The sequence below is a fragment of the Eggerthella timonensis genome (genome assembly GCF_900184265.1).
GTDB classification, from domain to species: Bacteria; Actinomycetota; Coriobacteriia; order Coriobacteriales; family Eggerthellaceae; genus Eggerthella; species Eggerthella timonensis.
In genome coordinates this window covers 321,116-335,559 of sequence record NZ_FXXA01000002.1, presented here as the reverse complement: position 1 = coordinate 335,559, position 14,444 = coordinate 321,116, and the positions used below count along the sequence as shown (strand labels likewise).

Here is a 14,444-nt window from a genome sequence, read left to right as displayed (position 1 = left end):
CCGCCTCCGCTCAGGATGACGCGGGTTTGCGGCGGCGTTCCCGCAGGTGCCCAGGCTGGGGGGGGAGGAGGGCCAACCCGTCGCTACTCGTTCGTGCCCTCTTTGACGATGAGCACCGGCACGTCGGCGTTGCGCAGCACGTAGCTGCTGACGCTGCCCAGGATGCCGCGCAGCGCGCCCAGCCCGCGCGAGCCCATGACGATGAGATCGCACAGGTTGTCGATGGCGTACGTCACGATCTGCCCGCCTGGTTGCGTCTCTTGCAGCAGCTCGATGTACACCTTGTTCATCAAGCCGCTCAGCAGCGGGTCGATTTCGCGATGCAGGTCCTTGCTGGCCTCTTCGGTAACTTCCTCGTACGTTTTCTTGAGCATCGCCGACGATGCCGCGGTTAGCTCGTCGCGCCCTTCGGCTTCCAGCTTGTCGATGGCAAGTTGGTCGGTGTCGATGATCTGCACGATGCGCAGCGTCAGGCCGGGATCGTCTTTCGCGAACCGCACCGCTTCGGAAAGCGCCGCCCGGGCCGAAGCCGATCCGTCGTAGGGAATCATGATGTTGTCGTACAGCATGGTGCATCCTCTCTCGCGAAGGCCGCTCGATGGTTTCAGTATACCAGCCGCACGCGGGCAACGGCTCCTGCGCAGCGCTCAAGCAGCCGACTGGCACCAGGCCGTCACCTACTTTGCGGACACAAAATCTCGGCAAAGTCAAGACAATACTAGTTCTATTTACCCTGATGAGCGCATTGTAGAACCCTTCCATCATTGGTATGCTTATGCAAGTGTGTTCTCTTGCGAGACCGGGTTGCAGATGCGTCCCTGGACGCGTCGGGAACCGCGGGAGAGAGACGGACAGATGCGAGGGCGCGATGGACGATCGTGATATAGCGGCACTCATTTGCGAGGAAAGCCAAAGCGCTATCTACGCGTGCGATTCCCGCTCGCACGAGCTCGTGTACCTTAACCGCACCGCGCTCGCGCTCTATCGTCCCGAAGGCGATTACCACGGGCAGCTGTGCTATCGCGTGCTGTACGGTCGAAGCGAGCCCTGCCCGTTCTGCACGATGCAGAAGCTCTCGTCCGAGGGCGAGCTGAGCTACGGCCGCTACGACGAGCGGCTCGACCGCCATTTTCTCTGCCGCGATAAGCTCGTCGAGGTTGGCGACCGTCTCGTGCGGCTCCAAATCGCGAACGATTCCACGCTCGAGGTCGAGGAGCGCCGCGGCCTCGAGGCGCGTCTCGCCGTCGAGGAGACCCTCGTGCGGTGCGCCAAAACGCTTTCGAGCGATGCGAACGGGGAACGCGGGCTGGACGATCTGCTGCGTATCATCGGCGAGTTCTACGATGCCGATCGCGCGTATCTGCTCGAGTCGTCGCTGAACGCCACGATGATGTCCAACACGGTGGAGTGGTGTGCCGACGGGGTGGAGCCCCAGATCGACTTCCTCCAAAACGTGCCGCTTTCCGAATTCGAGCGTTGGACCGAGCTCTTCGACGAAGTGGGCATGGTGCGCATCGTCGATCTGGAGCACACGGTCGACCGCGATTCGGTTGAATACGCAACCCTCGCCCCGCAAGGCATCACCGATCTGCTGGTCGTGCCGCTTTACGAGGGCGGCGGCGTCATCAGCGGCATGCTGGGCATCGACAACCCGCATCGCAACACCGAAGAGACGGGGCTGCTGCGGTCGCTCACCTACTTCGTGCAGAACGATTTGGAGAAACGCCAGCTGCTCGACCGGTTGGGCGAGCTGTCGCATACCGACGGGCTCACCGGGGTGGGAAACCGAAACAGCTACATCGAGCGCTTGGTGGGTCTGGCCGAACAGCGGCCGAAAACGTTCGGCGTGGTATTCGCCGATATCAACGATCTCAAGCTAGAAAACGACACGCGCGGCCATTCCTTCGGCGACGCGATGATCCGGCGCGCCGGTCAGCTGGTGCGCGATCTGTTTCCCGGCGACACGTACCGAATAGGCGGGGACGAATTCGTGGCGTTTTGCGTGGACGCGACGCAAGAGGAGTTCGAAGAGCGCGTGCGCAAGCTGGCCGAGATGACCGACGCTGATGGGGCGCTGACCATCTCGGTTGGCTCGTCGTGGAGCGAGGACCAGGAGGCGCCGGGCGATTTGGTGATCCGCGCAGATCGGCTGATGTACGAGCAAAAGCGTTGGTACCATAGCGCTTCTCGGGGCCGCGGCCACGGCGCCGATGTGGGTGATCGCTCGTGAAACGAAAGATGTCGGCAAAAGGGCTGATCGTCGTTGCGCTGTGGGTGTTCGGCGCGATCATGCTCATCGCGTTCCTGATACAGGTGCGCAGCTATGCCGGCATCATCAACGACTCGGGCGTGGTTCGCGGCGGCACGCAGCGCGTCGTGAAGATGGAGCTTGAAGGCGAGCACGCCGAGAAGACCGTAGAGCGCGTTTCGGCGTTGCTCGCGGAACTCAAGCGCGACGAGGAATCCCGTCCCTTCAAGGATTCGGAAACCAGGGCGTTCATGCAGAGCATCGACGACGTCGAACGCCAATGGGGCCTGATCCTCGAGGAGTTCGATCGACTTGATCGGGGCGAGGGATCGAAGGAAACGCTCCTGGCTCTCAGCGAGACCCATTTCGAGTTGGCTGACAAGATGGTGATGTCTGCGCAGACGCGCGCCGAGCACGAATTCCTGCTCATGGGCATCGTCTGCGCGGTGCTGTTCCTGTTGGCGGCCACCATCATGCTGTTCATGCGCAACGATCGCATCGCCAAGCTCCGGGCGGCGTACTTCGTCGACCCGCTGACGAACCGCAAGAATTTGCTGGCGTTCGAAGAGCAGGCGGGCGAGCTGGTGGCCAACGCCGAGGACGGCGCGTACCTCGTGGTGTACACGAACGTGTCGAATTTCCGCTACGTGAACGAATCGTACGGCTACGAAGCGGGCAACCAGCTTATCGTCACGCTGGCGCGCCTGCTCGACAGCGTGTGCGGGCGAAACGAGTTGGCCGCGCATACGAACGCCGACCATTTCGTTGTGCTGGTGCGCGCCGAGCCCAACCGCGTGGAGCGGCTGTGCGAGGTCGTCGAGGAGAAGCTGCGCGAAAGCCCCGATTTGCACTTCGCGAACATGCTGTCGTTCGGGTGCGGCGTCTGCGCGATGACCGAGGCGACCGGCACCATCCCCGCAGCCGTCAGCAACGCCATCGCGGTGTTGAAGGGCGCGGACGAATCCGGCAAGGTGGCGTATTACGACGATGCGTTCCGCGCTGGCGTGGAGCAGAAGAACCGCATCGAGCAGCGCATGGATTACGCGCTGGCCCAGCATGAGTTTTTGCTGTACCTGCAGCCGAAGAACAACCTTGCCGACGGCTCGCTCGTCGGTGCCGAGGCGCTGTGCCGCTGGCAGTCCGAAGACATGGGCTTCCTGTCGCCCGACCGGTTCATCCCCGTGTTCGAGAAGAACGGCTTCATCGTGCAGCTGGATTTCTTCATGCTTACCCGTGTGTGCCAATGCTATCCGCTCATGCCGCCCGACGGCGACGAGGCGCTCGTCGTGTCGGTGAATTTCTCGCGCGTCACCGTGCTGCGCGAGGGCTTCGAGGAGCGGCTCGTGCGCATCGTGGACGGCGCTCACGTGCCGCGCGCGTGCATCGAGATCGAGGTTACCGAGAGCGCGTTCGTCGTGAACGAAGAAGCGGTCATCGACAAGCTGATCTCGCTCAAGCGATGCGGCTTCCGCCTGGCGATGGATGACTTCGGCACCGGCTACTCGTCGCTCAACCTGCTGCGGAAGCTGCCCATCGACGTGCTGAAAATCGACCGAGGTTTCCTGTACGAGGACGCGGAGACGGGACGCACGCGCGCAGTGCTCAAAGGGGTGGTCGATATGGCCAACGACCTGGGGCTGACGACGGTGTGCGAAGGCGTGGAGACGCGGGAGCAGGTTGCGATGCTGCACGAGCTGGGCTGCGATGTGGGACAGGGGTACGTGTATTCGAAACCGTTGCCGCTCGCCGAGTTTCGCGAGAAATTCGCCACGGGGGGGGGGCTTCTAATTCCTATGCCGGAACCGGGGGAACGAACTCGTAGCTTGTTTGACAGCTTTCCCCTTCCAAAAGCGCCTCGCCGCGCTTGACGAACCGGAAGCGCGCCGGCACGGCAGGGCTTTCGTTGATGGTGCGGTCCATCAGGCCTTGAGCGGGCGCTTGCAGCGCATGCCCGCGATCGTCGAGCACTTCCACCCGCAAGCTCATATCGCCTTGCCGCACCTCCGCGACCGTAGGCGCGTGCTCAACGATGTGCACGCCGCGATACGTGGCGAAGCGGTGCTCGGTCGCGCCCAGCGTGACCACGCCGATGCAGCCGGTGAAGCGGATCGGGCCCAGCGGTATCTCGGCGATGGCCAGCATGAGCGAGGCGTCGCGCTGCAGGTCGAGGCACTGTACCCAGAAGTAGCTGCTGGGAAACGTATGGCCCCGATCTCCCTCCATGTAGCCCACTCCGTCGTGCATATCCATCGTGGCGCCGTTCAGGCAGACCGATCCCGAAACCAGGTGGCGCATGCTGAACACCGTGTGCTTCGTCTCCATCGGGAGATGCGCGAACGGACCCATGATGTCGGAGCGCAGCGGCAACAGGTTTCGGTAGCGCACGACGCCCGTCAGTTCGAAGTCGGGTTCGCAGATGCGCAGATCCATGCCGTGCGGGGTGAACAAGCTGGATCCCACGCGCATGCGGTTGCCCTCGTGATGGAACGCCTCCAGCGGATACGAAACGAAACGCGACCCGCGGTTCGTGACCACTTGGACGAACGCCGAGTCCTGCGCGCGGCCCGGAATGACGGCAAGCACGTCGTCCCCTCGCTGCTGTTTCATGTACCAGCCCTCGTAGTACGGCTTCACGGTGCGCTCCTTCGGTCGGGTTTCAGGCGATGGTAGCATCGCCCCACGCGCGGTCGCGGAAGCGTAAAGGAGGCGCAAGGGGATGGTGAAGACCCGGTAAAGGCTGCGGAGTCTGCGCGCGAAGCGGCCCAAGTGTCACAAAATCCTGGCGGCGCGTTTTGTGGGTGCAGGGCCGATATTCCCCTCGGTTGTTTAATGGGGATCATTATACGGCAGCTAAGGTTGCCGAGGCCTGCAGCTTGCGTGCCGTAGGCTTCTTGCCCTAGAAATCTATGAGGTCGCGAACTTTGACGTCGAGAGCCATGGCGATGCGGTGAAGCACACTGATGCTGATGTTGGACTTGCCAAGCTCTATGCGTGATATATACGCTTTCCCTTTTGAGCTGCCTATCATGAGGGCGAGCTTATCCTGCGTCAATTCCTGCTCCAAGCGGAATTGTCGTATTCGCATACCGAGCTTCTGTAGGTAGTCCTCTTCCATCCTTGAAACGATATGCGCTACAATCGTCCTATAGTAGACGTATATGTCTACCTAATCAGACGGTTGCTTGAGCGACGTTCGAACGATAGCGAAGATAGCAGGAAGTACCCATGAGCATATTCCCAAATGATCACGTGTGCCCGCTTGCGGTCGAGCGTAATGAATCCCGATGCTCCGATCCTGCAGGAAAGCCTGATAGGGCTTGTGATATCTGCCGTGCGACGCTCATGGACGAACTGGGAGACGCAATGCTAGATGGGGACGCATCCTTCTTCGAAATGCTCTTCGTCGGCCACGTTCTCGAAAGGGAAGGGTTCGTGGGGATACGCGACGAAGAAGAGAATATCCAATTGGAACGCGTGCAAAGCGAGCTGGACGAGCATCCCGGGGACTGCGCAATCGGTGCTATTTCCCCAGTGCTTGGCGGCGGGTACCGGCTATTTATTGCAGTAGATGACGATCATGAGATCTCGAAGGTTTTCGATTCGCTGGAAGACGCAATCACCAGCTACTTCGACCACAAGCCAACGATAGAGGAACTAGCTAGGGGGGTGCATCCCGAAGAATGAGCAACCGTTGCATGGTTTAGCGTCTCGGCGCGCATGTCGCGCTCAAGCGCTGGCATATAAGGGGATGATGAGAAACAGGCCGCCGGGTTTCCCGGGCGGCCTGATCTTGTTCGTGGAGCCAACGAGCGGATTCGAACCGCTGACCTACGCATTACGAGTGCGTTGCTCTACCAGCTGAGCCACGTTGGCATACGGCTTCATTACGAAGCGCGAGAATGCAGTATATCGGAACCCCTGCGCTCCCGCAAGGGGTTCCGTCGAATTTTCGGACTACGCCGGTGGGAAGCGTATGACCAGGTACACGCCGGCGATCAGGATGGTGAGCAGCATGATGGGGAAGCCGGTCTTGAAGAACTTCGCGAACGTGATCTCGTAGCCGTGCTTCTTGCTGATGTCGGACAGCACCACGTTGGCGCTGGCGCCGATGAGCGTGCCGTTGCCGCCCAGGCACGCGCCCAGCGACACGGCCCACCACAGCGGCGTGACGTCCATGCCGGTGGACTCCATGGCCAGCAGGATGGGGATCATCGTGGCCACGAACGGGATGTTGTCCAGGAAGCTGGAGATCACGGCCGAGCCGATGAGCAGCACCAGCATAGTGATGAACACGTTGCCGCCGGTTGCGTCGATCAACCCGTTCGCCAGCATGCCGATAACGCCGGTTTCCGCCAGCGCGCCCACGATGACGAACAGGCCGGCGAAGAACGACAGCGTCGTCCACTCCACGTTCGACAGCGCTTCTTCGATGCTTTCGCCCGAGATCAACATGATGACGCCCGCCGCGCCCAGCGCGATGATGCACGATTCCAAGCCGAGCGCGCCGTGCGCCATGAACCCGACCACCACGACCAGGGTCATGACTACGCTTTGCTTGAGCAGGCGCATGTTCTTGATCTGCTGATGTTCGTCCAACTCCATGATGCGCTGGCGATGCTCGTCGTCGACGTGCATCTTGCGGCCGTACATCACGTAGAACACGCCGAGCACGGCGGCCAATATGACCACCACGGCAGGCGCGTCGTACAGGATGAAGTCGAAGAACGAGTACCCTGCAGCCGAGCCGATCATGATGTTGGGCGGGTCGCCGATGAGCGTTGCGGTGCCGCCGATGTTCGATGCGAGGATCTCAGTCATGAAGAAGGGGATGGGATTGATGTCGAGCAGCTTGCACACGGTCAGCGTCATTGGGCCGATGAGCAGCACGGTGGTCACGTTGTCGAGGAACGCCGAAAGCACGGCTGTGAGCAGCACGAACAGCAGCATGATCTTCCATGGGTCGCCTTTGGCGAGCCGTGCGCATTTGATGGCCAAAAACTCGAACACGCCCGACAGCTTCACCACCGACACGAACAGCATCATGCCCAGCAGCACGCCCAGCGTATTGAAGTCGATGTGCTCCATCGCCGCATCGAACGGCATGACGTGCAACGCGAGCACGATCATCGCGCCGGTGATGGCGGCGAGCGAACGATGCAGCTTCTCGGTCATGATGGTGATCATGACGATGACGAACACTGCGATGGCTACGATTTGATTAACGTCCATGAAGCACCGCCCGAACCCCTCGTTTGGAAATGGCCGCGCTTATGCACGACCAACGCGCTTCACTATAGCAATGTAAGCGAGGGTGAGACAGGTGATTTCGGCAATGTTTGTCGCCAAAGGCGTGACGTTTCTCAGCAAACGGCTCGATGGGCGCGTTCCTCCGGCGAGCGGCTCCGCGGCCGGTTCCTACGACAGCGGATAGCTGAGCAGCTCGTCCATAGTGACGAAGCGATAGCCTTGCGAGTTGAGATAGGGAAGCGCTTCTTTGAGCGCTTCGACCGTTTGCGAGCGATCGCCCCCGCCGTCGTGCATGAGGATGATGGCTCCCGGCCACGCGCTCTTGATCTGGTCGACGATCGCGCTCACGCCGGGCTTGCGCCAGTCTTGCGAATCGATGTTCCAGCCGATCTCTGCGCTGACCAGGGGGCCGACGTTGCGCATGACGTCCTCGCCGTAGTTGCCGCCCGGCGCGCGGAACACATGGCCGGCTTCGGTGCCGGTGGCGGCCTCTATGGCCTCGTAGCCCTTCTGCACCTCTGCCACCTGGTCTTCCGGCTTCATGTAGCCGAGGTTGACGCTTTTGCCGTCACCGGCGGCGTGGTCGTACGAGTGCGTGCATATCTGATGGCCTTCGGCGGCGGCGCGCTTCACGAGGTCGACGCCCTCGCCGTCGATGCGGTTGCCCACGGTGAAGAACGTGGCCTTGGCCCCGTTCTCGGCCAGCACGTCGAGCACGGCGGCGGTGGACTCGGGCCAAGGTCCGTCGTCGAACGTGAGGGCCACCACCTTGTCATCGCCCACGTCGGGCGATACGTTGCGCCGCAGCGCGTTGACGGGCTCCTGCGTCACCTCTTCGACGACGGCCCCGGAGATCGATCCGGTCTTCGTGCGCTTCATGCCGTCGGCGCCTTCGCCCTCGATCAGGTGGATGGGTCCGCGTCCTTCTTCCTCGTGGGCGAAGGGGATGGCGGCCTCGACCGTTTCCGACGGCTCCTCGATGGGGCTGCCGTCGCCCAATTCAACTACATCGCCGCTGGTCAGCTTCGCGTTGATGTCATCGGTGTTTTCGCCGTTGATGGTGGCGTGGAACGGTTCGCCCTTGCCCTCCTCCAGCACCGAGCCGTCCACGGCCACGAGGTCGCCCGGTTTCGGCTTGATGCCGCTGGCGTGCAGCGCGTCGCTCAGCGTTTTGCCGCCGCCTACGTCGATGCTCGATCCGTTCAACGTGATGGAAGCGGGCAGGCTTTGCACGACGAAGTACGTCCCGACGCCGAAAGCGACCAGCACGAGCAGAATGACCATGATGCCGAGAGCGCGGCGCCCCGAGCGTTTCGGCCGCGCTTGCGCGCGACGATAGTAATCGAAGTCTTGGTAGGGGGAGGCGGCGTCGCGCGCCGTCTTCGACGTCCGGGGGCGAGGATTCGTCGGAACGGGTCGGCGGCGGGCTTCGTCGGGGCACACGGAATCGGAGCGGCGAGGCTCGTGGCCACCGCTTTCATGCGTTGGGAACAAGTCGTCGAAACTGCGCTCGGTCATACTCCGTCCTCAAAAGGCGCGTGGCCTTCAATCGCGCGCCGCATATGCGGTCGCTCTATCCAACATACCCTACCAGTATGCGTCTATCAAATAACCGTTGGGTAAACAATTCCGTGTCTCTACCTCTCGTTGAACGTCCTGAAATTTGTATGGAGGGCAGGTGTCGGTGCGTACCGGGGCGACGCGCGTTGAACGGTCGAACCACTATACTGAACGCAACGTGATCGAAAGGAATGACCTATGGGTTTGCAGTTCGCCGGCGCTCGCGCCGTCAGCGCCGTTTCTACGTGGGGCCTCAAGAACGTGTTCCGCCGTCCCGCCGCGAACTTTCCGGGCAAAATCGCGCTGTACCTCGATCCGCGCCTCATTGCCGACCTCGCGCCGAAGTTGGAACGCGGCTCGGTGTGCGTGGTGGGCACGAACGGCAAGACCACGGTGACGAACCTGCTGGCCGACGCGCTCGAGCTGGCCGGCAACCGCGTGGTGTGCAACCGCACCGGCGCGAACCTCGACTCGGGCGTGGCCACGTCTCTGTTGCACGCGGGCCCGTCGGATTGGGGCGTGTTCGAGTGCGACGAGCTGTGGTTGGCGAAGATCCTGCCCCAGCTGCAGGCTACGTACGTGGTGCTGCTCAACCTGTTCCGCGATCAGCTGGACCGCGTGGGCGAGATCGACCGTATCCAGGACAGCATCGTGGGCGCGCTGGAGAAGTCGCCGAACACCGTGCTGGTGTACAACGCCGACGACCCGCTGTGCGCCCGCATCGCCGAGCGCGCGGCGAATCGCTCGATCGCGTTCGGCGTGAACGAAGATCTGGGGCTGCCGCAGAACTCGGTGGCTGATGCGCAGATGTGCCAGCGTTGCTCCTCCATGTTGGAGTACGCGTATCGCCAGTACGGGCAACTGGGCGCGTTCTCATGTCCCACCTGCGGGTTCGCGCGTCCCGCGCTCGATTATGCCGCCGAGGACGTGCAGCTGGGGCTCGACGGGCTGTCGTTTTCCGTGCGGAAGGGAAGCGATGAGGAGGCTGCGGGGTCGATCAACGCGCCGTACACGGGCGCGTACATGGTGTACAACCTGCTGGCAACGGCGGCTGCGGCCGACCTCGCCGGATGCCCGCTGCCTTCGCTGCAGAAAGCCATCGACGCTTTCGACCCGCAGAATGGGCGCCTGCAGACGTTCGGCATCGCGGGCCGGCGCGTGCTGCTGAACCTCGCGAAGAACCCCACCGGGTTCAATCAGAACCTCAAGATCGTCGCGCAGGATCCCCGTAATAAAGTAGTGGCCTTCTTCGTGAACGACAAAGAGGGCGACGGCCGCGACGTGTCGTGGCTGTGGGATATCGACTTCGAAGAGCTGGCGGACGATCCGGCCGACCTCACCGTGTTCGCGGGCGGCATCCGCGCGAACGACATGCAGGTGCGTTTGAAGTACGCCGGCATCGACGCCCAAGTGGTTGCGGATGCGGACGACTTGCTGGAGCGCATCGCGAACCTGCCGACCGAGGAGAACGCCTACCTGATCGCGAACTACACCGCCTTGCCCCCTGTTCACGCGGTGTTGACCGCTCGCGCTGAGGGGGACGCGGCCTCCCGTGGTGCGGCGGGCGATGCAGGGAGCGATCAACCCGCATCCGCGCCCGCGGACGCCCCTGCCCGTTCGTCGTCGGGCGCCGAGCGTCAGGCCGCACCTGCGAGCGCTCCTTCCCTTACGATTGCGCACCTCTTCCCCGACCTGCTCAACCTGTACGGCGACGGCGGAAACGTGCGCATCCTCGAGCAGCGCCTTCGTTGGCGCGGCATCCCCGTGGAGGTCAAGCGCGTCAACCACGGCGAGGCCGTCGATCTTTCCGGCGTCGACCTCGTCATGCTGGGCGGCGGTCCCGATCGCGAGCAGCGGCTCGCGTCGGACGAGCTCATGGGCATGCGCGACCAGTTGCGCGCCTACGTGGAGGATGGCGGCGTGCTGCTGGCCATCTGCGGCGGCTACCAGATCCTCGGCCACGAATGGCTGCTGGGCGACGAGGTGGTGAAGGGCCTCGGCATCGTCGACATGACCACCGAGCGCGCGTCGGGCGGTTCCGGCGACCGTCTCATCGACAACATCGTGCTAACGTCGCCGCTGGCGAAGCGTCCGGTCGTCGGCTACGAGAACCACGCGGGCCGCACGCACCTCGGTGCCGGCGTCGAGCCGTTCGGTTCCGTGGCGTCTGCGACCGGCCACGGCAACAACGACGCCGACAAGCAGGACGGCGTGCGCTACAAGAACGTCGTGGGCACGTATCTGCATGGGCCGCTGCTGGCGAAGAACCCCGAAGTCGCAGACGATTTGCTCGCGCGTGCCCTCGACCGTCTCGCCGCGCGGACGGGCCAGCCGGCCATCCGCCTCGAGCCGCTCGACGATGCGGTCGAACAGGATGCGAACGATGCGATGACCAAGAAGCTGGGTGTGCGGGCGTAACGCGAAGTCCGTGCATGCTACGATGCGAATTCGCGTGCCGGATGAAGTCCCGGCATGCGAATCGGCTCGAAGCATGCAATTTTTTCGTTTTGCGAACCCCAGCCCCTCGAAAACGACATTTGCGAGAGGCCTATTTGCGAAAACCCCAGGTCGTGAAGATGGGCGAATGCGTTCGAGGCTTTAAAAGGGGCTGAAGCGTTCGCAAAACGAAAAAATTGCTTAGAACTCGGCATTTTGCGTGTCGCGGCGGGTCGTCTGGACGAGCACGGCGGCCGGCTTGTCATCCTGAGCGAGCGCAAGCGAGTCGAGGGATCCCGTGCGGCTCCAGCGGGAAACGTCACGGCTGGCGCCGCACGGGATCCCTCGACACCGCGGCTGCGGCGCTCCGCTCAGGATGACAGGGCGCGGTCGAATTCGCACGCGTCGTCCCGGGCAAACGCATAGCACAAAATCGCAGATATGAACGATTTTCGGGAGCATTTTCGCACGCAATTCTGAGAAACCCCAGGTCGGCAGTTTCTCAACTGGCGAAAAATCGTTCATATCTGCGATTTTGTGCTATGGCCGCCGGCTGCCGCCTCGGAATCGGCGCCGGGGCGTGTCTCGCGCGGTTCTCGCACCTTCTGGCCCTGTGGGCTTTTCCTAGGAAACGAGTGGAGGCGGTTGCGCCTGTGGAGCGCTGCCGCCAGAATGACGCCATGGACAATAAACGCAGCCCACAGACGCGCTCTGCGCGTCCCTCTTTCCGATCCCGTTCTCGTCAGGCCGAGCCGGGCCGTCGTCCGAGCGTTCAGGGCGAGCCCACGCCCACGCCGCGCCGCGTGTCGCGCGGCGACTACGAGCGCACGCGCTCCCGCAAACGCCGCCGCACCCTCGCCATCGCGCTTGCCGTGGTTGGCGTGCTGGTACTGGGCGGAGCCGGAGCCGCGTTCGCGTACTACAACATCCTCTCGGGCAACCTGCATGACGGCGTCAGCGCCGAATTGCGCGACGCGCTCGTGGAAACCGACCTGGCCAACGAGCCGTTCTACATCCTGCTCATGGGCACGGACGGCTCGAACGACCGCGAAGCGTCCCAGGAGTTCGCGGGCGACCAGTTCCGCAGCGACAGCATCATCCTCACGCGCATCGACCCGGTGAACAAGAAGGCCACCATGGTGTCCATCCACCGCGACACGCTCGTCGACATGGGCGAGTACGGCCAGAACAAGCTGAACGCCGCGCACGCCATCGGCGGGGCGGCGCTCACGGTGAACACCGTGTCGAAGCTGGCCGGCGTTCCCATCTCGCATTATGCGGAAATCAACTTCGACGGTTTCAAGGACATCGTGGACGCGCTCGGCGGCGTCGAGGTGGATGTGCCGATGGAGATCGACGACGCCGATGCCGGCGGCCACCTGGATGCGGGCCTGCAAACCCTGAGCGGCGACCAGGCGCTCATCCTGTGCCGCTCGCGCCACGCCTACGACGAGTACGGCGACGGCGACTCGTACCGCGCCGCGAACCAGCGCCTCGTGCTGTCGGCCATCGCGAAGAAGATCCTCGCGGCCGACGTGGCCACGATGGCGTCCACCGTGCAAGCGCTGTCCCAGTACGTGACCACCGACCTCGAGATCACCGACATCATCGGTCTCGCGCAGACGATGCAGGGGCTCGATCCGTCCACCGACATCTACTCGGCCATGGAGCCCACGACCTCCGAATACATCAACGATGTGTGGTACGAAATCAACAACGTCGAAGAGTGGAAGAAGATGATGACCCGCGTCGACCAGGGCCTTCCGCCAACCGACGAAGACATCGTCGACGAGCAGTCGAACACGGTGCTGGCCACCACCGGCAGCGGCGAGACGCATTCGAGCACGAACGAGGACGGCACGCAGAAGAAGCCGAAGCATTCGGGCAACGTGGCCGTGCGCAACGGCAACGGCATCACCGGAGCGGGCACCGAAGCCTCCGCGCGCATCGAGGAGCTGGGCTACACGGTGGAGTCGGGTAACGCCGACAGCTTCGACTATGCCAAAACGCTCGTCATCTACGACGATGACAGCAAGGCGTCGCAGGCGAAGGAGATCGCGGAAGCCCTCGGCGTGGGCAAGGCGATGGCGAACGACGGATCCTACCTGTTCGAAAGCGATTTCCTCGTAGTGCTGGGAAGCGACTGGAAGTAGCGCTTCCTTTTAGGTGCGACGAGGCGCGCGCCTTCTTCCGCAGGCCTCGCGCCGAAAGGGTTAGAACCCCAGTCCCCAATCGCCCAGCAGCAACCCCTTCGCCAAGCCCAGCACGAGGATGTGCGCGGGGTAGTACGCGTAAAACAGCCACTTCATGGGGCGGCCGCGCGAGCCGTTGTAGGCGAGCAGCAGGGGGATGGTGGCGGTGCATCCCACCAGCGGATACAGCACGAACGGCAACAGCGTCGCGTCGAATGATGCCAGGAAATCGGACAGCGCGGGCAGGCCGTTTCCCAGAATGGGCACGAGCAGCGGCAGGATCACGCGCTGGCGGCGGTCGTCGATCGCGCGCATCATGAGAATCATGAGCGGCCCGAGGATCCCCCAGTCGCAAAGCGCGCTGATCGCCGTGAGGGCGGCTGCGGCCAGCCAGAATCCCGCGCGATGTTCCATGTGGTCGTAGAGGTAGAGGACGCCCAGTCCGATGAGCAGGGTGAACAGCACGTTCAGCGTGGTAGGAGCCAGGAACAGCCCGTACGGCACCTGCGAGACGAGCGCGAACACGAACAGCCGCGACGCGTAGCGCTTGATGTTCGAGGTGTGATGATAGCCTTCCACCAGCAGAAACGCCATGATAGGGAAGGTGAGCCCGCCGAAGCCGAACAACACGCACAGCGCTTCGGTGGGCAGGTAGGGGAAGAAAATGTAACAGAAGTGGTTGAACGTCATGCCGACGATGGCAACGACTTTAAGCGTGAACGACGAAACTCCCCGACGCGGCATAGCGGACGGCGCGGCTG

11 protein-coding genes and 1 tRNA gene are annotated in these 14,444 nt (G+C 62.9%); 5 read left to right on the top strand and 7 right to left on the bottom strand.

The genetic code is table 11. From position 1 onward, the window contains the following. Positions 1-83 precede the first annotated feature (83 nt). Entirely contained in the window at positions 84-569 is a 486-nt protein-coding gene (locus C1A15_RS01460; RefSeq protein WP_101720931.1) for a universal stress protein, read from the bottom strand. A gap of 818 nt (positions 570-1,387) precedes the next feature. Here C1A15_RS01460 and C1A15_RS17395 point away from each other — a divergent pair. Continuing rightward, complete coding sequence (locus C1A15_RS17395) at positions 1,388-2,230, top strand: GGDEF domain-containing protein (protein ID WP_425430951.1); 843 nt, start codon at positions 1,388-1,390, stop codon at positions 2,228-2,230. After that, positions 2,227-4,116, top strand: coding sequence for a putative bifunctional diguanylate cyclase/phosphodiesterase (locus C1A15_RS01450; RefSeq protein ID WP_146001781.1), 1,890 nt, complete (start codon positions 2,227-2,229; stop codon positions 4,114-4,116). Before C1A15_RS17395 ends, C1A15_RS01450 begins: the two co-directional genes overlap by 4 nt. On the opposite strand, the gene C1A15_RS01445 is transcribed toward C1A15_RS01450, so the two are convergent. Both C1A15_RS01445 and C1A15_RS01440 read right to left on the bottom strand, forming a co-directional pair. Further along, entirely contained in the window at positions 4,040-4,882 is an 843-nt protein-coding gene (locus tag C1A15_RS01445; protein ID WP_101720928.1) for a stress response protein nst1, read from the bottom strand. The genes C1A15_RS01450 and C1A15_RS01445 overlap by 77 nt on opposite strands. A 262-nt stretch (positions 4,883-5,144) precedes the next feature. After that, positions 5,145-5,333, bottom strand: a complete 189-nt coding sequence (locus C1A15_RS01440; RefSeq protein ID WP_245865074.1) for a helix-turn-helix domain-containing protein — start codon at positions 5,331-5,333, stop codon at positions 5,145-5,147. Positions 5,334-5,473: 140 nt separating this feature from the next. Here C1A15_RS01440 and C1A15_RS01435 point away from each other — a divergent pair, with 140 nt between their 5' ends. Then, positions 5,474-5,932, top strand: coding sequence for a hypothetical protein (locus C1A15_RS01435; protein WP_146001780.1), 459 nt, complete (start codon positions 5,474-5,476; stop codon positions 5,930-5,932). A 113-nt stretch (positions 5,933-6,045) separates the two neighbouring features. On the opposite strand, the gene C1A15_RS01430 is transcribed toward C1A15_RS01435, so the two are convergent. From C1A15_RS01430 to C1A15_RS01420, 3 genes are all read right to left on the bottom strand, one after another. After that, a tRNA-Thr gene (locus tag C1A15_RS01430) sits at positions 6,046-6,121 on the bottom strand. Positions 6,122-6,202: 81 nt separating this feature from the next. Then, positions 6,203-7,477 (bottom strand): ArsB/NhaD family transporter, encoded by a 1,275-nt coding sequence (locus C1A15_RS01425; protein WP_101720925.1) that lies wholly within the window; start codon positions 7,475-7,477, stop codon positions 6,203-6,205. A gap of 186 nt (positions 7,478-7,663) precedes the next feature. After that, positions 7,664-9,013: a polysaccharide deacetylase family protein gene (locus C1A15_RS01420; RefSeq protein ID WP_245864868.1), complete on the bottom strand. Its 1,350-nt coding sequence runs from the start codon at positions 9,011-9,013 to the stop codon at positions 7,664-7,666. A gap of 240 nt (positions 9,014-9,253) precedes the next feature. Between C1A15_RS01420 and C1A15_RS01415 the strand changes: the two genes are divergently transcribed. Then, the gene (locus C1A15_RS01415) at positions 9,254-11,473 is read left to right on the top strand and encodes a MurT ligase domain-containing protein (protein WP_101720924.1); all 2,220 of its coding nucleotides are present in this window, start codon (positions 9,254-9,256) and stop codon (positions 11,471-11,473) included. Between the two features lie 821 nt (positions 11,474-12,294). Beyond that, positions 12,295-13,644 carry an LCP family protein gene (locus tag C1A15_RS01410; protein WP_101720923.1) on the top strand — a complete coding sequence of 450 codons (1,350 nt, stop codon included), beginning with the start codon at positions 12,295-12,297 and terminating at the stop codon, positions 13,642-13,644. Between the two features lie 60 nt (positions 13,645-13,704). Here C1A15_RS01410 and C1A15_RS01405 read toward each other — a convergent pair whose 3' ends face one another. Beyond that, a complete protein-coding gene (locus C1A15_RS01405; protein ID WP_101720922.1) occupies positions 13,705-14,427 on the bottom strand; it encodes a TraX family protein in 723 nt (240 codons plus the stop codon). Positions 14,428-14,444: the final 17 nt, after the last annotated feature.

What these genes read in the sequence shown, in the direction of transcription:
- C1A15_RS01460 (WP_101720931.1), bottom strand. Translation starts at nt 569, where the DNA reads ATGCTGTACGACAACATCATGATTCCCTACGACGGATCGGCTTCGGCC.
- C1A15_RS17395 (WP_425430951.1), top strand. Translation starts at nt 1,388, where the DNA reads ATGATGTCCAACACGGTGGAGTGGTGTGCCGACGGGGTGGAGCCCCAG.
- C1A15_RS01440 (WP_245865074.1), bottom strand. Translation starts at nt 5,333, where the DNA reads ATGCGAATACGACAATTCCGCTTGGAGCAGGAATTGACGCAGGATAAG.
- C1A15_RS01435 (WP_146001780.1), top strand. Translation starts at nt 5,474, where the DNA reads ATGAGCATATTCCCAAATGATCACGTGTGCCCGCTTGCGGTCGAGCGT.
- C1A15_RS01425 (WP_101720925.1), bottom strand. Translation starts at nt 7,477, where the DNA reads ATGGACGTTAATCAAATCGTAGCCATCGCAGTGTTCGTCATCGTCATG.
- C1A15_RS01420 (WP_245864868.1), bottom strand. Translation starts at nt 9,013, where the DNA reads ATGACCGAGCGCAGTTTCGACGACTTGTTCCCAACGCATGAAAGCGGT.
- C1A15_RS01415 (WP_101720924.1), top strand. Translation starts at nt 9,254, where the DNA reads ATGGGTTTGCAGTTCGCCGGCGCTCGCGCCGTCAGCGCCGTTTCTACG.
- C1A15_RS01405 (WP_101720922.1), bottom strand. Translation starts at nt 14,427, where the DNA reads ATGCCGCGTCGGGGAGTTTCGTCGTTCACGCTTAAAGTCGTTGCCATC.